17 protein-coding genes are annotated in these 18,640 nt (G+C 59.1%); 5 read left to right on the forward strand and 12 right to left on the reverse strand.

Annotated features, from left to right (window positions below; translation table 11 throughout):
• A partial coding sequence (locus EWV35_RS06830; RefSeq protein WP_129659701.1) for a DUF488 domain-containing protein occupies window positions 1-206 on the reverse strand: 206 nt, incomplete at its 3' end.
• Between the two features lie 297 nt (window positions 207-503).
• Here EWV35_RS06830 and EWV35_RS06835 point away from each other — a divergent pair.
• Window positions 504-1,565, forward strand: coding sequence for a glucose 1-dehydrogenase (locus tag EWV35_RS06835; protein ID WP_129659704.1), 1,062 nt, complete (start codon window positions 504-506; stop codon window positions 1,563-1,565).
• Window positions 1,562-3,388 (forward strand): glycoside hydrolase family 15 protein, encoded by a 1,827-nt coding sequence (locus tag EWV35_RS06840; RefSeq protein WP_129659707.1) that lies wholly within the window; start codon window positions 1,562-1,564, stop codon window positions 3,386-3,388. The genes EWV35_RS06835 and EWV35_RS06840 overlap by 4 nt, the downstream gene beginning before the upstream one ends.
• Before the next feature lie 196 nt (window positions 3,389-3,584).
• On the opposite strand, the gene EWV35_RS06845 is transcribed toward EWV35_RS06840, so the two are convergent.
• From EWV35_RS06845 to EWV35_RS06890, 10 genes are all read right to left on the reverse strand, one after another.
• Window positions 3,585-4,631, reverse strand: coding sequence for an LLM class flavin-dependent oxidoreductase (locus EWV35_RS06845; RefSeq protein ID WP_129659710.1), 1,047 nt, complete (start codon window positions 4,629-4,631; stop codon window positions 3,585-3,587).
• A gap of 50 nt (window positions 4,632-4,681) precedes the next feature.
• Window positions 4,682-4,921 (reverse strand): tautomerase family protein, encoded by a 240-nt coding sequence (locus EWV35_RS06850; RefSeq protein WP_129659714.1) that lies wholly within the window; start codon window positions 4,919-4,921, stop codon window positions 4,682-4,684.
• Between the two features lie 4 nt (window positions 4,922-4,925).
• Entirely contained in the window at window positions 4,926-6,407 is a 1,482-nt protein-coding gene (locus EWV35_RS06855; protein WP_129659717.1) for an aldehyde dehydrogenase, read from the reverse strand.
• The gene (locus tag EWV35_RS06860; protein ID WP_129659720.1) at window positions 6,400-7,155 is read right to left on the reverse strand and encodes an alpha/beta fold hydrolase; all 756 of its coding nucleotides are present in this window, start codon (window positions 7,153-7,155) and stop codon (window positions 6,400-6,402) included. Before EWV35_RS06860 ends, EWV35_RS06855 begins: the two co-directional genes overlap by 8 nt.
• Window positions 7,156-7,160: 5 nt before the next feature.
• Window positions 7,161-7,712, reverse strand: coding sequence for an amino acid synthesis family protein (locus EWV35_RS06865; RefSeq protein WP_129659723.1), 552 nt, complete (start codon window positions 7,710-7,712; stop codon window positions 7,161-7,163).
• Window positions 7,709-8,353: an amino acid synthesis family protein gene (locus EWV35_RS06870; protein WP_129659726.1), complete on the reverse strand. Its 645-nt coding sequence runs from the start codon at window positions 8,351-8,353 to the stop codon at window positions 7,709-7,711. The genes EWV35_RS06865 and EWV35_RS06870 overlap by 4 nt, the downstream gene beginning before the upstream one ends.
• The gene (locus EWV35_RS06875; RefSeq protein ID WP_129659728.1) at window positions 8,343-9,092 is read right to left on the reverse strand and encodes a GntR family transcriptional regulator; all 750 of its coding nucleotides are present in this window, start codon (window positions 9,090-9,092) and stop codon (window positions 8,343-8,345) included. The genes EWV35_RS06870 and EWV35_RS06875 overlap by 11 nt, the downstream gene beginning before the upstream one ends.
• A gap of 491 nt (window positions 9,093-9,583) precedes the next feature.
• A complete protein-coding gene (locus EWV35_RS06880; protein WP_129659731.1) occupies window positions 9,584-10,120 on the reverse strand; it encodes a cysteine hydrolase family protein in 537 nt (178 codons plus the stop codon).
• Between the two features lies 1 nt (window position 10,121).
• A complete protein-coding gene (locus tag EWV35_RS06885; RefSeq protein ID WP_129659734.1) occupies window positions 10,122-11,573 on the reverse strand; it encodes a purine-cytosine permease family protein in 1,452 nt (483 codons plus the stop codon).
• Between the two features lie 44 nt (window positions 11,574-11,617).
• On the reverse strand, window positions 11,618-12,565 hold the full coding sequence (locus EWV35_RS06890; protein WP_129659737.1) for a flavin reductase: 948 nt from the start codon (window positions 12,563-12,565) through the stop codon (window positions 11,618-11,620).
• 1,277 nt (window positions 12,566-13,842) lie between these two features.
• On the opposite strand from EWV35_RS06890, the gene purS reads away from it, so the two are divergent.
• Genes purS through purL form a run of 3 tightly spaced genes read left to right on the forward strand, consistent with a single transcriptional unit; the run spans window position 13,843 to window position 17,242 of the window.
• Entirely contained in the window at window positions 13,843-14,094 is a 252-nt protein-coding gene (purS, locus tag EWV35_RS06895; RefSeq protein WP_129659740.1) for a phosphoribosylformylglycinamidine synthase subunit PurS, read from the forward strand.
• Window positions 14,095-14,096: 2 nt separating this feature from the next.
• Window positions 14,097-14,906 (forward strand): phosphoribosylformylglycinamidine synthase subunit PurQ, encoded by an 810-nt coding sequence (gene purQ / locus EWV35_RS06900; protein WP_129659743.1) that lies wholly within the window; start codon window positions 14,097-14,099, stop codon window positions 14,904-14,906.
• A gap of 32 nt (window positions 14,907-14,938) precedes the next feature.
• On the forward strand, window positions 14,939-17,242 hold the full coding sequence (gene purL, locus EWV35_RS06905) for a phosphoribosylformylglycinamidine synthase subunit PurL (protein WP_129659746.1): 2,304 nt from the start codon (window positions 14,939-14,941) through the stop codon (window positions 17,240-17,242).
• Window positions 17,243-17,326: 84 nt separating this feature from the next.
• Here the strand turns inward: purL and EWV35_RS06910 are convergent, their stop codons facing one another.
• Entirely contained in the window at window positions 17,327-18,514 is a 1,188-nt protein-coding gene (locus tag EWV35_RS06910) for a hypothetical protein (RefSeq protein WP_129659749.1), read from the reverse strand.
• Between the last annotated feature and the right edge of the window lie 126 nt (window positions 18,515-18,640).

Genomic DNA, 18,640 nt, shown 5'->3' on the forward strand with positions numbered 1-18,640 from the left:
CGGTAGCGGCGGCAGAATTCGTCGAACTTGTCCGGATCGTGCCCGTACCATTTGCGCAGCTCGGTGGAGGGGGCTACGTCCTTGTTCCAGTCATCGAGTTCGGCGTCTTCCTTGCGAATACCGCGCGGCCAGACTCTGTCGACCAGCACCCGCGTCCCATCGTTGTGGCCGGATCGGTCATAGATGCGTTTGGCGACAATATTCATATTCCACCTCTACACCAGGTAGCCCGGCCCGGTCGAGGGCCTTGACCGGGGCACTCCAGCCGGAACCACGGTGGCCTGCTTGGTCAAGTGAAACCGTTTTCGCAGCACTGGACCTCGTACATTCCTGGCATTCCGACGGTGTGACTCACCAGGTCTGAGTGGGGGTAGTGCCCCGCCCGCCTCCGGCGTGGATACGAGTCAGCCCGCCATGGACGGATGGCCGATGATCTGATGAGAGTCCTGTGGTTGGGGAGGCACCTGGTGGACGGAATGGACAGAGTCGGGTACCACTGAACTATGTACGCCCTAACCGTCAAGCCCGGTGAATCGGATTCAACTAGTGTCGAGGAAATACCCGAGCCACGTCCTGCTGATAACGAGTTATTGGTCCGTGGTCTCGCGATCGGTATCTGCGGGACTGACAAAGAGATCGTGGACGGGAAATATGGCTGGTCTCCTGATGAGCGGCAGCATCTTGTTTTGGGCCACGAGTCACTGGGACGGGTAGAACAAGCACCCAGCGGAAGCGGGTTTTCGGTGGGAGACCTCGTAGCCGGGGTCGTACGCCGCCCGGATCCGGTGCCCTGTGGAGCTTGTGCACGCGGGCAGTGGGATATGTGCCGCAACGGACGGTACACCGAGCGAGGGATCAAGCAACTCGATGGGTATGGAAGCCAACATTGGACTATAGATCCCGAGTTCGCGGTCCGTCTAGATCCGCGGCTGGGGTTAGCAGGGGTTCTGTTGGAACCAACCACAATCGTCGCCAAGGCCTGGGAACAAGTTGAGCGCATCGGCCATCGCAGCTGGTTTGCCCCGCAGACGGTGTTAGTGACCGGGGCTGGTCCAGTGGGATTGTTAGCGGCCATGATCGGCGTTCAGCAAGGCTTGGATGTCCATGTTCTGGATCAACTCACCGACGGCCCCAAACCGGATCTCGTTGAGGCCCTTGGCGCGACCTACCACACCAGTAGCGTCACGGAGATCAGCAAACACCATAGACCCGATGTGGTGATTGAAGCGACCGGGGCCGGGCAGGTCATTTTCGATGCCATCGCAGAAACTGGCCCCTACGGCATCGTGTGCCTGACGGGAGTTTCCGGAACGGGAAAGCCCTTGAAAATTGACGCCGGCCGCATCAACCGGGAGATCGTGTTGGACAACGATGCGATTGTCGGGTCTGTCAACGCCAACCTTCGTCACTACAAGCAGGCCGCCCACGTCCTCGCCAAGGCAGACTTGGGTTGGCTCGAGCGTCTTATCACCAGAAGAATTCCGCTCAAGAAGGCCCCCGACGCATTTGCCTCTGGCGATCACGAGGTCAAGACCGTGGTTTTGCTGGATGAGGAGGGTTTGTGAGCGAAAAACGTATCGAAGACTATGGACTGATCGGCGACCTGCACACGGCCGCCCTGGTAGGACTTGATGGTTCCATCGACTGGTTGTGCCTGCCTCATTTCGATGATCGGGCCTGCTTGGCCGCACTCTTGGACGACGAATCGGCTGGGTATTGGAGTCTCGCCCCGAAGGGGCACGCGCGCCTGAGCAGACGTGATTATGATAGCGACAGTCTTGTGCTGCGCACACGCTGGGAATCGCCAGATGGGATCGTAGATGTCATCGACTTCATGCCGCCCCGAGACGAGGCAGCCAATGTAGTTCGTATTGTCGAAGGTGTCGAAGGATGCGTTCAGATGAGCACCTCACTGTGCTTGCGGTTTGACTACGGCCGCATCACCCCGTGGATACACGCGGGCAACGACGCCCCCGGAACCCCGTGCTCAGAAGAATTCGCGGCGGTTGCCGGTCCAGACGCAGTCTGGGTTCGCACGGATGTGCCGTTGCGCCACGAGGCCGGCGCCCTGAACGCAACCTTCGATGTCTCATCGGGTAAGCAGATAGCCTTCGTTCTCACCCATAAGCCTTCTTATTTGCCTCCGCCTGCTGCCATCAGCGCCCGCCACGCGCTGAAGGAGACCACCCGTTTCTGGTCTCGGTGGATTGATCAGTGCACATACGACGGCCCCTGGAACCGGGAAGTTCATCGTTCCTTGATACTGCTCAAGGCTCTGACCTACGCGCCCACCGGCGGAATTGTTGCCGCAGTGACCACCTCGCTACCCGAACAGCTGGGAGGCAGCCGAAATTGGGACTACCGGTACTGTTGGCTCCGAGATGCGACATTTACCCTCGAGGCTTTGATCAACACGGGCTATACCGAGGAGGCGCTGGCCTGGCGGGAATGGCTGGTTCGAGCGGTAGCCGGTGACCCGTCAAAACTGCAGATTCTGTACGGGCTGGACGGAACTCAACGCATACCGGAAATGACATTGGACTGGCTCAACGGGTACCAGGGTTCACGACCGGTACGAGTCGGCAACGCGGCCGCGGGACAACATCAGCTTGATGTGTGGGGAGAGACCCTCGATGGTCTTCATCTCGCCCGCGAAGCGGGGCTTCAGGCCAGCGATTCCGCCTGGGATCTGCAACGTTCGCTCGTCGACTGGATTCAACAACACTGGCAAGAACCGGATAATGGGCTCTGGGAAATGCGGGGGCCTAAGCAACATTTCGTTCATTCCAAAGTTATGGCTTGGGTCGGAGTCGACCGTGCCATTCGTGCTGTCGAACAGCAAGGACTGCCCGGGGACGTCGCCTCCTGGAAACAATTGGCGCAAACCATTCATGCCGATATCTGCGCGCATGGCTTCGATCCGAAACGCAATACCTTCACCCAGTTCTACGGTTCCCACGGGCTCGATGCATCCTTGTTGCTTCTGCCACGAGTTGGGTTCTTGCCCTGGGATGATCCTCGTATTATCGGGACAGTTGAAGCTGTGGCCCAAGAACTCGACAGCGATGGGTTTTTGCTTCGTTATGACAACACCGCGGATGGGAACGCCGATGGATTATCCGGTAGAGAAAACGCGTTCCTGGTCTGTAGCTTCTGGCTGGTAGACGCTTGGCACGGGATCGGTGAGTGCCAGCGAGCCGAGCATCTGTTCGAACGTCTTCTGGCGTTGCGCAACGACGTGGGACTGTTGTCGGAAGAATACGACGCCCAAGCACATCGGCACATGGGAAACACCCCGCAAGCGTTTAGCCTCGTCGGGCTGATCAACAGCGCCCAGACTCTCAGCGCTCAGAACGATCCTCTCATTACTCGTGATGCATGCCGTTGACGGCCACGGTGCCTTGAGAAGACCCACGACGTGGCTTCACAGATCATTAAGATGAAAACCGACTTTCCGGGGCCCGCCACACCGGAGTGAACCTGTCGAGTCAGTACCTCGCAAGCCGGGACACATGTCGCCACCCAAAGAGCCCCTCGAGCGCTTGCGTTCGAGGGGCTCCATAAAACATCACGCGATATATTGACTAGTCGAAGTTCGGCATCACTTCGTCTATAAACAGTTGCAGAGAACGTTTCTTGTCCTCATGGGGCATTGAGTTGTCCGTCCAGAAGCTGTATTCGTCGTAGCCCATATCTTCATACGAACGAATTCGTCCTGTGATCTCATCAGGTGTACCAATCATCGCAGTATGATGAAGGGCTTCTGGGTCGAACTCGGGACGCTCGGCGAAATCTTCCTCTGGCATTGGTTCCAGGAATCCGTTCACCGGATCCTTTTTCCCGAAAGACCATGCGGAAAAAGTCCGGTAGAACCGGTTGATCGCTTCCGCGGCCGGCCGCCATCCATCGGGTTCCTTGGAGGGGTGGACGTAGGTGTGCTTGAGCACCATGATTTCCGGTTTCTTCTCCACCTCGGGGTGATTGGCTACTGCAGCGTCGAACTTGTCCTTGAGGTCTTTGACTTCTTCATCCCCCTTCATTAAGGGGGTGACTTGGATATTGCAACCGTGGGCCACAGCGAAGTCGTGTGTCTCAGGACTACGCGCGGCGACCCAGATCGGTGGGGTGGGCTTCTGGACAGGCTTCGGAACGCTGGTCGAGACTGGGAACTGCCATAGTTCGCCCTCATGGGCATAGTCGCCCTCCCAGAGTTTACGCACCGCCGGGACAAGCTCACGAAGATATTTACCTCCTTCTGCCCCGGCCATGCCGCCAGCTAAACGGTTGAACTCGAACTGGTAGGCCCCACGGGCGATCCCGATCTCAGCTCGGCCGCCGCTGATGACGTCAAGCAGAGCGGTTTCCCCAGCAGCCCGAATGGGGTTCCAGAAGGGAGCAACGATGGTCCCGGCTCCGAGTCGAATTTTCGAAGTCTTTGCGGCCAGGTATGCCAATTGGGGCATCGGGCTGGGTGAGATGGTGTATTCCGTGGAATGGTGTTCCCCGATCCATACAGTTCCGAATCCTCCTTCCTCGGCAATTCGCACCAGTTCCACCAAGTTCTTCCAGTGTTCTTCGTGGCTCAGCGATTCGTCCCAGCGCTCCATATGGATGAACAGCGAAAAACGCATCTTTCTCCTCCTCTTCTTCTCTGCTCCAGGAACGTCACTGTCCCTGGACATCAGCGATTCTTGGCATCAGACTCGGCAGGCGGTACCGACAGGTCGGTCTTTTCCGCCCGTTCCGCGATAGTTTGGTTGTTGCGAGACCAGAGCTCCTGGGGCACCTCACGAACAATGACGGTGATGTTTTCCGACGCGGCGGCGACAGTTGACTCAGCAACGCGATGCACACCTTCTATCAGTTCCCGCAGTTGGTTCTGACTGCGCCCTTCGGCGATGGAAATATCGATCAGCGGCATTGCTTTACCCCCTCATCACGAACGGGTCGGCGACAGGACCTTCATCGGTGTTGATCCAGATACTCTTCAGCCGGGTGTATTCATTCATAGATTCGAGACCGTGCTCGACTCCGACGCCAGATTGTTTGAATCCTTCTCGGGGCGACATTGGCGACATTGCCCTGTAGGTGTTCAGCCAAACTGTTCCGGCGTCGAGTTGTTGCGACATCCGCATCGCACGTTGCAGGTTCGAGGTCCACACCCCTGCGGCCAGCCCGTAGTCGGTGTCATTGGCTAGACGCAGGGCCTCTTCCTCAGTCTCAAAGGGCATGATCGCCGCAACTGGGCCGAAGATTTCCTCTCGGCAGATCCGCATCTCGTTTGTTGCACCGGTGAGCACCGTCGGAGTAATGAAGTAGCCTGGCAGGTCCACTTCGGGGTCTTGGCCCCCGTAGTGAACCGTGGCCCCCTCCTCCGACCCGATATCGATATAAGAACGCACCTTCTTGAGCTGATCCTCAAAGGCCAACGGACCCAATTCGGTTTCATCTTCTAGAGGATCACCGATTTTGATTGTTGATGCCCGTTCGGTGACGCGTTCGACCAGCTCGTCGTAGATGCTTCGGTGCGCAAGAACACGGCTACCTGCAATACAGGTCTGACCCCCAGCGGCAAATATTCCGGCGATCACTCCCATGGCAGCATTCGACACATCGGCGTCCTCAAAGACAATATTGGGGCTCTTCCCACCCAGCTCCAGGGTGCAGCCGATAAATCGAGCTGCAGCCGATGAAGCGATCGCCGAACCAGTCCGGGTGGAACCGGTAAAGGAGATTTTGGCTAGCCTTGGATCATTCACCAGTGCGGCTCCGGCTTCCGCGCCGAAACCCGTTACGACGTTGACGGCGCCGGCAGGGAAACCGGCTTCGTCGGCCAGTTCACCTAGTCGCAGGATGGTTCTGGACGTGTGCTCACTGGGCTTGATCACTAGCGTGTTGCCAGCAGCCAGCGCCGGAGCCAGCTTGGAGACCGTAAGGGTCAGCGGCGAGTTCCAGGGCGTGATCGCTCCCACGACCCCCAGCGGCTCACGCTGTGTGAAGTTCAGTACCTCAGGAGAATTGGTCGGGATCTGAGAACCCTGGACCTTATCGGCCAGTCCGCCGTAATAGTACAGGTACTCCGGTAGGCTCCTGAGCTGGCCTCGCATCTCGCGGTACAGTTTGCCGTTATCTACGCTCTCCAACCGGGCCAGCTCGTCAGCGTGTTCGCCGATCACATCACCCAATCGTCGCAAGAGGTGCCCTCGCTGAGTGGGGGTTTTCCGAGACCATTCAGGCGATTTAAACGTTTTGTGGGCTGCCTCTACAGCGGCTCGGACATCGGCCTCGTCGCCGCGAGCTGCCTCGTAGAGTGTTTCCAGGGTTGCGGGGTTGGTGCTGGGAAACCATGTCCCGCTGGATGGAGAGTAGTGTTCTCCACCGATAAAGTGATCGAGACGCTCAGCCATGATGAGCTCCTTCCGCTTCGTTGATGAATTCGTTTAATTCCGCGACAAGTTCTCCTGGGGCCTCCGCGGGAAGCATGTGTCGGACTCCGGCAACGATGCGTCGCCGGGCATCGGGTATGACTTCTGCCAACCGGTTGGTCATTTCCGGGGTGGAACCGGTGTCCAGTTCCCCGGTGATGGCCAGAGTGGGTACGGTAATTTTGGGCAGTTTCGGTGCGACGCTTTGGTCGCCGCCGGCAAAAACGGCGTAGGCATGAAGATAGGACTCGACGTCATTTGCCATCAGCACTTTGTAGGTCCTGTCCCGGTGCAAAGAGCTGACCTCGGTGTTGCCCGGAAACCAACGGTGGACCGCTTGTTCCATGCTGGCCCGGAAGTCCTTCCGAGCTGTAGTGAGCCTCTTCTGGACTGCAGTCGACTCCTCCTGGGTCCTGAAGCAAACCGCGCTCACGCAGGTCAGGGTCACCAGACGTTCAGGGTCTCGTGCTGCGATCAACTGGGCGATCAGCGCCCCCAAGGAAAAACCGACGAGGTGGACCGGTTCCTCGGGCATACGTTTGAGAACGTCGTCGGCCAACTCCGCCAACGTCGTTGGTGACTTCAACGGTGGCTGAGCCCCGTGACCTGGAAGGTCAAGCGACAAGGTCGGGCGTCTACCCATCTGTTCTTCAACGGCGGACCAGACCGTCCGGTCAAGGCCCACTCCGTGCAGGAGAACCACCGCGGTGCTATGAGAAGGCTTATCCATCCGGATCACTGCTCGGTTTTCAGCGGCGCCAGTCGTTGCTGCGGGCGTCCTTGGGCAGCGCCGGCCAACGCGATCAGGATTTCATCCGGATGCGGAGCATCCGCAACGCGTACCTCGATCGTCTGGTGATGCGACCGAATGCTGGCGTCAGTGAAGTGCTTCAGCGGGATGTCGAAGACGGCCCCGGACGGGGCTCGTTTTTCGACTGCGGGCAACAAGGTGCTCGCTCGAGCAGCATCGCGAAAATGATTGCCGAACTGCAAAGTATGGATCAGGGCCGACCCGTGTTCGATCTCCCCGTTGAGCCCCACGATGGCAGCTTTGCCATAAGCCTCCAGATCTGCCCCGAGTGCCTTCATCACTCGCGGTGCCAATTCCGCTCCGAGGTCGGAAGCGACGGCTTCGATCCCGTCGGTCAGGTCTTCGACGTATCCCTGACCTTTCCACGGGTTTTCGATGACCGCAGCAACCACGGCCACGCGGGCCGGAGGATCCACAGTACGTCCTCCCTCGCTGGTGATCTCCTCGGTGATAGTGGTGATTTTCCGAATGTTCATGGCAGAATTCCTTTCAGAATTTCGGCGGTAATCGGACGATCAGTTTGCCGATCGCCCAGGCGCGGGAACGGGCGTGGGCCATTGGCCGCTGCGGCGATGACGCAAATCTCATCGGCCCGAGGAGCATCAGGCAGGTGGACTTCCATCGTCTGATAGTGGTCCCTGGACGTCGCCCGAGTCTTGTGCCACAAGGGAACCCGTAGATCAGAACCTGGGGCGGAACGTCCGTCGGTGAAACAAAGCACCGAGGTGCCCTCCAACAATTCGCGGACAATGTTGCCGAAGTACGGCGTATGAATCAGCGCTCCTGCATGTTCGAGCTCGCCGCCGATTCCCACCAGAGCGGCTTTGCCGAAGGCCTCGACATTCTCGACGTCGCCCAACGATGAGATGAGCTGGTCCGTGAGTATTTTGCCCAGGACTGGTGCGATGAATTCCGCCGCTGCTCCGAGATCGTTGGGAGTCCCTTGCTCAAGCCACGGGTTTTTCACGACCGCGATCGCCGCGGCCTGGCTCAAGGGGCGCTGAAGGGGAATTCCGACTTCGAGACGCAATTCATCGCAAACGGTCGTGAGCGAGCGGAGACCGATCCGAGTCGCTATCTCCCCACCGACAGCTATCGGTGCCGTGTTAACAGCCATGGGGACTACTCCTGACGGTAGGCGAATGTTCTTCCGTGTTGTCCAAGGCACCAGCTTCGGTGAGACGCGGGTAGTCCGTCGGAGCCAACGCTGCCTGGCTCGAAGCACGAACGTGATTGCGCATGGTGAACTCTGCGTCCAAAGCGTCTTTACGTTTGATGGCCTCGACCACGGCGTGGTGCTCATTATCGGAAGCTTTGAGCCGACCGGGCCGAGTCACCGTGTCAACAACAATGCGGTGGTATGCCAACTGGTTCATCAGTCGCTCGTAGGTCTCATACAGCTTCCGGTTATCGGCACCACGTACCAGAGTCCAATGAAATTCGTGGACTAGCTCTGCATACGATTGGCTGTTTCCTTCAGACGCGGCCACATCTGAGGCCTCTAGGTTGCGTTCGAGTGTCTCGAGCTCTCGGACCCGGCCGCGTCGGGCCATGAGACTGGCAGCCAACCCTTCCAGGGACTCCTTGAGTTCGAAAAGTTCAACGATCTCCCGACGCGTCGGTTCTCGCACGAAAGTCCCTACGCGGGGCCGAATCTCCACCAGCCCCTCGTTCTGCAACTGCTTGAGGACTTCGCGGATAGGGGTGCGGCTGACCCCGAATTCTTCCGCCAGCACGATTTCGGGGATGAGGTCTCCAGGCCCATAACGTCCGTTGATAACTTGACGACGCACCTTCTCCAGCAAAGGGACCTCAATACCTGTGTTTTGGACTGGGTTCTCCATGGCTTCTTGCATACATGAAATCTATGACTTGCGTTACGTTGATGTCAAGAGCTCGCAATGTTCCGTGATATTCCGGCTTTTTTCTCCTAGCTAGCCCTTCCAGCTTTTTATCCTCTGGGCTACTGGCATGCAACAGGTGATCACGCTGTGGCTTTAGGATCTACCAGCATCGGCAAGGAAGCTGTTCGCGGCGTCAGCATTTCGACCCGAAGCTGGGGCCCATCGCGACGCGGGAATGCCCGCCTCGTGATGAACACCCAGCGGCCGACGAGCAGACTCAGCATCGATGCTTGTCTCGTCGGCGGGCAAGACATGTTTTCCACGAAAAGGTGCAGTCGGCTCTCCCTGCGCTTCGGCAAGTGGCGTACGGATCCACCCTGCACATGGAGTCTTTGCCTACCCTGGGCAAGTTTTGCCCTTCACGAGCGATGCCCACGGACAGCGTGGGAAAGATCTTCTGCCTCCTTGTTGGGGTCTGCACAGCTGGCCACGATTTTGACTCCTTATCCCAGCTCAGAGGCTTTGACGATGCGGCACATCGGTGACAGCAGAGCGAGGATCGCTAGCGTCCGGTCTTGGACCTCGTCATTGACTGCTGCGCACGCATCCGAGACCACCGTGACGGAACGACCGGCGTCGACCGCGGCGATGGCCGTTGCCAGCACGCAACAATCGGTCGCGACTCCGGTGAGCAGCATCTCGTGGCCTGCTGGGATGAGCCGAGCCAGTTCAGGCCCCCATTTCCCAAAGGTGGGCTTGTCGATGACAGGAGCATTCTCCGGCAGGCCGAGGGTGATATCCCATTGGTCATCGTCGGGTGCAAGCCTCATCTGGTGCCAACAATCGTAGTAGTCCTGCCATGTACCATCTTCAGCCGGGTCGCGGACGAATCGGGTGGCAATAGGTGGTGTCGGAGTGGACTCGATGAGGTCGTTGATCACGGGGACAATAGCGTCATAGCGCGGAATGCGCCATTGGGTTTCCTCACGGAAGGCCCGTTGCATGTCGATGATGACAAGTCTCGGCGATAATTTGAGCATGTCAGTTTGTCGTCACTCGTTCCGTCTCCGGCTGTTCACTTTCTGACTTAACGGCGGTACGTGGCGTGATACGCCGGCCCGATAACCGTGGCAGCGCGTAGGTGAGGAAGTATATAACAACGGCGATCGCGGCCCCGACGTAATAAGTCAAGTCACCGATGTGCGGGAATGCCGATGCCACTGGCCCTGTATAGAGGGAGGATATCCAGAAAGGCGATGATCCGATGACGCCGACCGCCCACGCGACGAAGCCCCATTCGAATTTGCGGGACCTATCGAATAGCTCGGCAATACCCTGTCTGCTGGCCCGTTTGCCGAAATAGAAATCGCACATCAGAAGCGCGGCGAAGGGCGCGATGAAATACGCCGTCAGGTTGAGAAAGACTTTGAAGCTGTCGTAAAAGCTGGTCTGCCCCCATAACGCGACGAGGTAGGCGGCAACGCAGATAAGTACGACACCGGTCTGGCGTTTAATAGGAATGCCCAAGGTTTGGATCGAGATTGCGCCGCCGTACACATTGAGGAAGTTCTGCGAGAACGAGGAGAGCGCAATTGCCCCCAGCCCCGGCAAGGCCCACGGCCCCATCAGAGAGTGCAGTGCCGTGATTGGATCCTCGGATGTGGCCGAGCCAGCAAGGATGACCCCGAGGATGCCCATCCAGGCAATGGTGACGAAACTGCCCAACGCGGTGAAGAAACCTGCACCGCGGCGTGTCTCCTTCGTATTCGGCAGGTAGCGAGAGTAATCAGAAGCGAAGGGGAACCAAGCGATGAGAAATGACAGGAAAAAGCCGAAAAATATGATCCAACTACCGCTGCCGGCGAATCCTGGAGCATCTGGGTTCGCGTGGAGTTGTGCTCCTCCTCGTTGCAGGCTGACGATGCTGATGATGAGGAAAGCAAAGAACAGCACGATGGCTAAGATTCGCTGAAGGTAGTGGATGAGGTTGTAGCCTACGAACCCGACAGCGAGCTGCAGGATAACAAGTATGAGCGCTGAGGCCCAGAACGGAACATTGGTCAGCTCGGCGATCGCCTTGCCGCCGAGGATGATGGTCGTGGCTGCCCAGCCTATGCCGGCGAAGACGTTAATGTAGGCGACCGGGAACATATTGCCGATGAAGCCGAGCGTGCCGCGGGCTTGCATTTGCTGCGGTATCCCGAGGCGGACCCCCATCCTGGAGAGGATTCCCATCAACATGGATCCGACGAAAGCGGCGATGAGGATCGCGGTGATTGAGGCGCTCGTAGACAGGCCCAAGCTGCTTGCGCTGAATCCAAGAACGATGATGGGGAAGTTCATGCCGGCGGCGAACCAGATAAAAAACTGGGAACTCGGCTTTCCGTGCCGTTCCGCCTCGGGAATGTGTTCGATGCCGTACGGCTCAACTTTGGTCAGGCTGTCTCGATATCCCTGGTCGGGGGCCGTGCCGTTTTCATCGATGCGCGCCATTGCGGATCCTTTCAGGTCATGATGGAGACGTCTCGCCGTCGTGTTTAAAGGGCATGAAGGTCGGCGCCGTCGTAAAATCGGCCCGCCTTGTACACCATTGGTTCAGAGTCAGTTACTTCTGCGTGCCGCACGCGGCAGATGAACATCGTGTGGGTCTTGGCCTGGAAGCGCTCTTTGATCTCGGCTTCAAGCGCAGCGGATGAACCGTCGATAAGTGGTGAACCATGCGGACCCTCGTGCCAGGTGACGCCCGCGAATTTGTCGACGCCTTTTGACGCAAATGTTGCCAATGTTTCGCTCTGATCGTTGGCGATGATGTTGATGCCAAGATGAGAGGACTTGAACAGGTCCGGGTGCGTAGAAGATGTCTTCTGGACACATACGACAACCAGCGGTGGCTCGAACGAAATCGAGCAATAGGCGTTGCAGGCAAGGCCTTTCGCGATGTCCCCGGAGCCGGTGGTTACGACCGTCACGCCCGTTATGAATTTCCGGTTGAATCCTTTGACGGCTTCGTGGTCGGGGTCCTCGGCCATGGTGTCGACCACAATTTCGGAATGCGACGGTTCGTGAGCGGCGGAAAGCTGTTTGATTCCGGTATCGGCCAACAAGCCTGCGCGGTCCCATGTCACGGTCTCGCGGGTCACAAGGTCGCTCTCGATTTCGAGAATGTTGGATCCTCGCGTTACGACGGGAAGATTGGTGGAGGGGGCGTCGAGGCTATCACCCGTATGTGTGCCCCTCGATGTCCAGAAGATGACGGCCTTGGAGTCGTTGGCTATGAACTCGTCGATTGTGGTGGTCAGGTCCGGGAAAGCTGCTCGTACGCTACGGATCTCGTCTTTGAGCTCCTCCATTGTCATGGATGTGTCGCTCGAGGTGCTGGCGCGCCTATAGTCGGCCGCCATGATGTCATCGAGGCGGTCCACCTCTCCACGGTCCCATGCGGCTTCCCACGCTTTGCAGATTGCATCCTGTATCTCCTGTTGCATGGTAGAGACTGTAATCGGGGTCACCAATGAGAGTCAACACTTTGTCCAGAACGGCTTTATTCCTAGTATTTCAGGGGTGATGGAAGTTTTTGGCCATGATCGACGATGCGCTGTTGTACACAACATGGCGTTTCGTGCATGAATGAACGGTCCGATCCTCAGTCCTCGAATGACCGCTGTCCAAACATCCCTCGACCGGATCTGTGATCCCAGGTGCGTTGACCTTCGCGACCTTGGCAACATGGACGCCGCCCCTCCTCTCGGTAGTATTCATTGCCCTGTACCTGACTCGACTCGTTCTCGATTACGGACGGATGCCGATTCTGGACACTCTTGCGGCCACGGGCTTTCCGCAGAATCGTCGGGTTCATGCGATCCGCCTTCTGCATTCTTGCGGTTTGGGGAGCTTTCACCCGTCGGGAACCCTGCAGCCACATCGACGTCCACCGCCGCAAATGGCCTAACGCGGCAGCACTCAACTACTGCCCACCTCGAATGGTTATGTCTCTTTCGCGGTGAAGATGCCTGGCGGTCCTTCTCCGAGACTGGTCCAAGAGGCCGGGACTGCCCAGGTAAGGCACCCTCATCGTCGGGGGGGTGCTTCTTTGGTTTTCGACAAACCGTCACGGCGAGTTTCCTCGGATGTCTTCTGGTTCTTCTCGGTGTTCTTCCGTGACCGAGGGGCGAGGTGGGACCGGGAGCACGGATGTGTCACCTCGCGGAGGGGGTCCACGTCATAGCCCGTGCCGGGTGCTGTTGGGTGGGGGTGCCGGCACCGAATCAGGCACCACCACCCAACGAGGCAGACGGATACCGAGAAGAACAGCGCCCGTCTCAGGGCCTTGTTCCCGCGCCGCGATGCCTTACCCGGATCACGGGTAACTAGGGGGGAAACATCGTGCCGGGCCCGGCTGGTGACTCACGCCGTCGTCCTCGCGGCTATTGACGCCACGGAAAAGATTACGGGGAAACCGACGCCACCTCAGACCGATCCATGCGCTGTGGCACAACTCTGCCGAAAACACACTTGGCGGTCGCGGCAGGATTTCGTATCCCAATCTCCGGCGAGCAGGGTTTTCTGCTTTCCCCGTATCAGCCGGCCCCAGAGCAACGAACTGATCCTTATGCTGGTCGGCAGCGGTCCGGACGTAACCGTCGCTTTCACCGGTTAGACTGGGGAAGCAAGCTCGCGGAGCGTCCGGGATGTTAGCGTCCGACGTGAGACGGCACCGGTTTCCGCGCGCCTGAATACCCCTAACCGCGTACAGGAGCGACGGATGCCCCGGATCATTGTTGATGTCATGCCCAAGCCAGAAATTCTCGACCCGCAAGGCAAGGCTATCGCCCGCGAACTGCCCCACATCGGGCTGAGCAGCTTCGCCGAGGTTCGGCAAGGCAAGAGATTCGAACTGACCGTCGAGGGTGACATCACCGAGCGTCACCTCGAGGAAGCTCGAAAAGCCGGGGAAGAGCTCCTCTCCAACCCGGTGATCGAGGACGTCGTCAACGTTTCCGTCGCGGAGGACTGACCATGCCCGAATCGCTGTCTTCCACAGAAGTACCTTTGATCGCCGATCTCTCTGCCGAGGTTTCGGACGATCGCCTCGCGAACGTTCGCGTCGGCGTCGTCACTCTTCCCGGGACCCTCGATGACCGCGATGCCGCCCGGGCCGTGAAACTCGCGGGTGGAACGCCAGTTCCGCTCTGGTACAAGGATTCAGACCTGCAATCCGTGGACGCCGTGATCATTCCCGGCGGATTCTCGTATGGTGACTACCTCCGCGCAGGGTCGATCGCTGCCAAGGCTCCCTTGATGCGTGAGGTCTACCGAGCCGCAACCGCCGAGGGCACCTCGGGTTCCTCCCCGATGCCCGTACTGGGCATCTGCAACGGTTTCCAGATCCTCACCGAGATGCATTTGTTGCCCGGATCGATGATCAAGAACGATCATCTCAAGTTCATCTGCAAGGACCAAAGGCTCCGTATCGAGTCCACGTCAACCCCGTGGACCGCCGATCTGGAACAAGGCAGCGAAATCGTGGTTCCGCTCAAGAACCAGGACGGCCAGTACGTCGCGGACGCGCAAACGCTTCGCCTTCTCGAGGAAGAGAACCGTGTGGTCTTCCGCTACGTCGATGGCAATCCAAACGGTTCGCGACAGGACATCGCCGGAGTTGCCAATGAACGCGGCAACGTCGTCGGCCTGATGCCCCACCCCGAGCATGCCGTGGAACCGGGCTTCGGCCCGTCATCGTCCGGAACGGATGAAGTGGCGATGCGATATGGCTCGGACGGACTCCATCTGTTCACTTCTCTTCTGCGCCAGATCGTCGCCGCATAATCTCCCGAGTCGACACAAGGATTCACATTCACATGAACGAACAGCAGTTCAACCTGGACACCGTCGAGCATGCACAGTCCACCCCGGAGACTATCCTTCCCTGGGCCGAGCTCGGTCTGAAAGAAAACGAATTCGAGGACATCAAGAAAATCCTCGGGCGCCGTCCCACCGCCGCCGAGTTGGCCATGTACTCGGTCATGTGGTCCGAGCACTGCTCCTACAAATCCTCCAAGGTGCACCTCAAGCAATTCGGCGCCAAAGTCACCGAAGAAATGAAGAAGGACCTCATGGTCGGGATCGGCGAGAACGCCGGCGTGACCGACATCGGCAACGGTTGGGCGGTAACCTTCAAGATCGAGTCCCACAACCACCCCTCCTATGTTGAGCCTTATCAGGGGGCCGCCACCGGGGTCGGCGGCATCGTTCGCGACATCATCTCGATGGGTGCGCGCCCGGTCGCCGTCATGGACCCCTTGCGTTTCGGGGCCATCGACCACCCGGATACCCAACGCGTAGTACACGGCGTCGTCGCGGGCGTCGGCGGATACGGCAATTCCTTGGGCCTGCCGAATATCGGCGGCGAGGTCGAATTCGACCCCTGCTACCAAGCCAATCCGCTCGTCAACGCGTTGGCCGTAGGCGTGATGAAGCATGAGGACATTCGGCTCGCGAATGCTTCCGGAGTAGGCAACAAGGTCATCCTGTTCGGTGCGCGAACAGGCGGTGACGGCATCGGCGGTGCGTCGGTTCTGGCTTCGGAATCCTTCGATGATGCCAAGCCGTCCAAGCGACCGGCCGTGCAGGTTGGAGACCCCTTCGCGGAGAAGGTACTCATCGAGTGCTGCCTGGAACTGTTCAAGGACTCGGTGGTCGAGGGGATCCAGGATCTCGGCGCGGCAGGGATATCCTGCGCGACGTCGGAGCTCGCCTCCAACGGCGAGGGCGGTATGCACGTGGACTTGACCAAGGTTCTGCTGCGAGACAGCACTCTGACTCCCGGCGAGATCCTGATGTCGGAATCCCAGGAACGCATGATGGCCGTCGTGACCCCGGCGAATATGGCCCGCTTCGAAGAAATCATGGACAAGTGGGACGTAGAGTACTCGGTGCTCGGTGAGGTCACCGACTCGGGACGTCTGGTCATCGAGTGGAACGGCGAGATCATCGTGGACGTCGATCCGCGGACCGTCGCCCATGAAGGCCCCACGTACGAACGCCCTTATGAGCGTCCTTCATGGCAGGACGAGACCCAGGGCGACCACTTTGTCGCTTCCGAGGCCGGCTCGGATCGCCCCTCGGGTGCGGATCTGGGCCAGGCCGTCATCGATCTCATGGCCTCTCCCAATCTGTGCTCCAAGGAATGGGTCACCAACCAGTACGACCGCTACGTCCAGGGCAACACCGCGCTCTCCCAGCCGGACGATGCCGGTGTGATTCGCATTGACGAGGAAACGGGACTGGGCGTCGCCCTGGCCACGGACGCAAATCCGCGATACACGTATCTGGATCCGTATGAAGGCGCCAAGGCGTCCTTGGCAGAGGCATACCGCAACGTGGCGACCGCAGGCGCCAGACCCGTTGCCGTATCGGACTGCCTCAACTTCGGGTCCCCCGAAGACCCGGCCATCATGTGGCAGTTCGCTGAGGCCGTCCGCGGTCTGGCGGACGGTTGCATTCAACTGGGCGTCCCGGTGACCGGCGGGAACGTCTCGTTGTACAACCAGACCGGCGGCCGCGCGATCAACCCGACGCCCGTCGTCGCGATGATGGGCGTCATGGACGATGTAGCTCGCCGCACTCCGTCGGGCTGGGCCGCGACCGAAGACGGCAACGCGATCTACATGCTCGGAACCACCTATGAAGAGCTGGATGGCTCGGAATGGGCTCGATTGAAAGGGCATCTCGGTGGCCGGCCTCCCCGCGTTGACCTGGCACAGGAGAAACTCTTGGGCGACATGCTCGTGAACATGTCCCGCGACGGCATGATCGATGCCGCCCACGATCTCTCCCAAGGTGGGTTGGCGGCCGCCTTGGCTGACTCGTGCCTTCGTTTCGGCGTAGGCGCAAGGATCGGATTGGGCGAAATCGCCGAACGCGACGACGTGGACGAATTCACGATGTTGTTCTCGGAATCCCAAGGACGCGCGATCTGTTCCGTGCCGCGCACGGAGGAAGTCCGTTTCAAAGACATGTGCACCGCACGGCGTTACCCGTTCGCGCGCATCGGTGTTGTGGACGCCGTCAACGACGCCTTGGATCTGCAGGGCATCGCCAGCGTCGGGCTTCCCGAACTCCGCCAGGCATGGTCCGGCACTTTGCCGAAGTACTTCGGCTAAGCGTCTCGGAAAGGCACGGCCCCAAGGCCCTGTCGAACACCCCGTGTTCGGCAGGGCTTTGGCCTTTGTCCGGGCTAGGGCCGTTCACAACGTGTTGACGAGGATCGTTGCGATCACAATCGAACCGGCACTCACGCTGGTGAAACCGCCGATCAACATGGGCGGCAGAATTCGATCCTGGACCGCCTTCTGCAATTCGGGATCGTCCGATGACGAGCGGGCGACCTCGGTCGTAATGAGGTAATCCGCGGGAAAGCCGAACATCGCGGTGAGCGCCACGGGCATGCCCAACCGTAGGTCCCAGCCCAGGAGCTTCGTCGCTATGGCTCCTCCCACCACGATGCCGATCATTCCGACCAGAAGAATCAACACGACAGCTCCGAGAGACGTCACGATCTGCGATAGCGAGGCACTCATCAACGGCGCCGCGACGATGACGATGATCGCGACCATGCCCAGTGAGAACGCGTTGGCCTTCTCCAGTGAAGCCCGCGGCAGGAGTCCCGACCACACGCACAAGATGCCGAGCCCCAGGCCCCAGAGACTGTAGGAAACACCCGTGATTCCTTGCATGTACATGGCCAGCGCACCACCGGCGACCACCATGAAGAGCAGGATGATCTGGTTTTCACGCACCGAAGCCGGCAGCCTCACCAGCGTCCTCCGGTTCGCCTCGGCTTGTGCCTCGGGAGACAGCTGAATCGCTCCGGTATCGGGATCCCGGTTGACTTTGACCTCGCCGCTTTCGATTAGACGACGAGCGTGCCCTTTCAGGAAGAAAGCGGTCAGAGGCATTGCCGGCAAGGCTTGGAGCATCAGAACCAGGGGCGGGATGGCTGCCAAGGTGGTCATCCCGGCAGAGGTAAGGCCCTCGGTCGTCAACAACGTCGAGACGATTCCGCCCACCAGAGGACCCGTCCCGGCAACAGCCGTGCCATAGCCGAAGAGCAGTCCTACGACCAGCAGAATCAACCCTGTTGCACACGCCATGCCCGCTACGGAGATGATGATGGGACGCCACTGCTGTTTCAAGGACGCGATGGGAAGCAGAGTTCCCATGTGAACCATGATCGCGGGTTGCAAAATGGTTCCCATACCGACGAATAGCGAAGCTTCGGCGATCTGGACGGGGAATAAGCCGGTCTGGGTCAGTGCGGCCATTGCAATCATGGCGACGAGGAGTGCTGGTATACGAGCCCGAGTCGCGGCCGAGATCAACTCGCCCAAGGCGACGCAGGCCAGAAGAACCACGGCGGCGTACATAGTGTCCATGAGTTTTCCGATCTGTCATGAGTTGGGAAGGAATTGCTGAATCGAACGGAACGGCGACTGATGTTATATACATCACCTTCTGGCGCGGTACGCCCGACACTAACACCTCCTCGGTTCGCCCAGATG

The organism is Rothia uropygialis (assembly GCF_004137765.1).
Taxonomy (GTDB): domain Bacteria; phylum Actinomycetota; class Actinomycetes; order Actinomycetales; family Micrococcaceae; genus Rothia.

Coding starts and splice junctions, on each gene's coding strand:
- EWV35_RS06875 (WP_129659728.1), bottom strand. CDS start 9,092: ATGCAAGAAGCCATGGAGAACCCAGTCCAAAACACAGGTATTGAGGTC.
- EWV35_RS06870 (WP_129659726.1), bottom strand. CDS start 8,353: ATGGCTGTTAACACGGCACCGATAGCTGTCGGTGGGGAGATAGCGACT.
- EWV35_RS06880 (WP_129659731.1), bottom strand. CDS start 10,120: ATGCTCAAATTATCGCCGAGACTTGTCATCATCGACATGCAACGGGCC.
- EWV35_RS06835 (WP_129659704.1), top strand. CDS start 504: ATGTACGCCCTAACCGTCAAGCCCGGTGAATCGGATTCAACTAGTGTC.
- EWV35_RS06860 (WP_129659720.1), bottom strand. CDS start 7,155: ATGGATAAGCCTTCTCATAGCACCGCGGTGGTTCTCCTGCACGGAGTG.
- EWV35_RS06855 (WP_129659717.1), bottom strand. CDS start 6,407: ATGGCTGAGCGTCTCGATCACTTTATCGGTGGAGAACACTACTCTCCA.
- purQ (WP_129659743.1), top strand. CDS start 14,097: ATGCCCGAATCGCTGTCTTCCACAGAAGTACCTTTGATCGCCGATCTC.
- purL (WP_129659746.1), top strand. CDS start 14,939: ATGAACGAACAGCAGTTCAACCTGGACACCGTCGAGCATGCACAGTCC.
- EWV35_RS06845 (WP_129659710.1), bottom strand. CDS start 4,631: ATGCGTTTTTCGCTGTTCATCCATATGGAGCGCTGGGACGAATCGCTG.
- EWV35_RS06890 (WP_129659737.1), bottom strand. CDS start 12,565: ATGCAACAGGAGATACAGGATGCAATCTGCAAAGCGTGGGAAGCCGCA.
- purS (WP_129659740.1), top strand. CDS start 13,843: ATGCCCCGGATCATTGTTGATGTCATGCCCAAGCCAGAAATTCTCGAC.
- EWV35_RS06865 (WP_129659723.1), bottom strand. CDS start 7,712: ATGAACATTCGGAAAATCACCACTATCACCGAGGAGATCACCAGCGAG.
- EWV35_RS06910 (WP_129659749.1), bottom strand. CDS start 18,514: ATGGACACTATGTACGCCGCCGTGGTTCTTCTGGCCTGCGTCGCCTTG.
- EWV35_RS06850 (WP_129659714.1), bottom strand. CDS start 4,921: ATGCCGCTGATCGATATTTCCATCGCCGAAGGGCGCAGTCAGAACCAA.
- EWV35_RS06885 (WP_129659734.1), bottom strand. CDS start 11,573: ATGGCGCGCATCGATGAAAACGGCACGGCCCCCGACCAGGGATATCGA.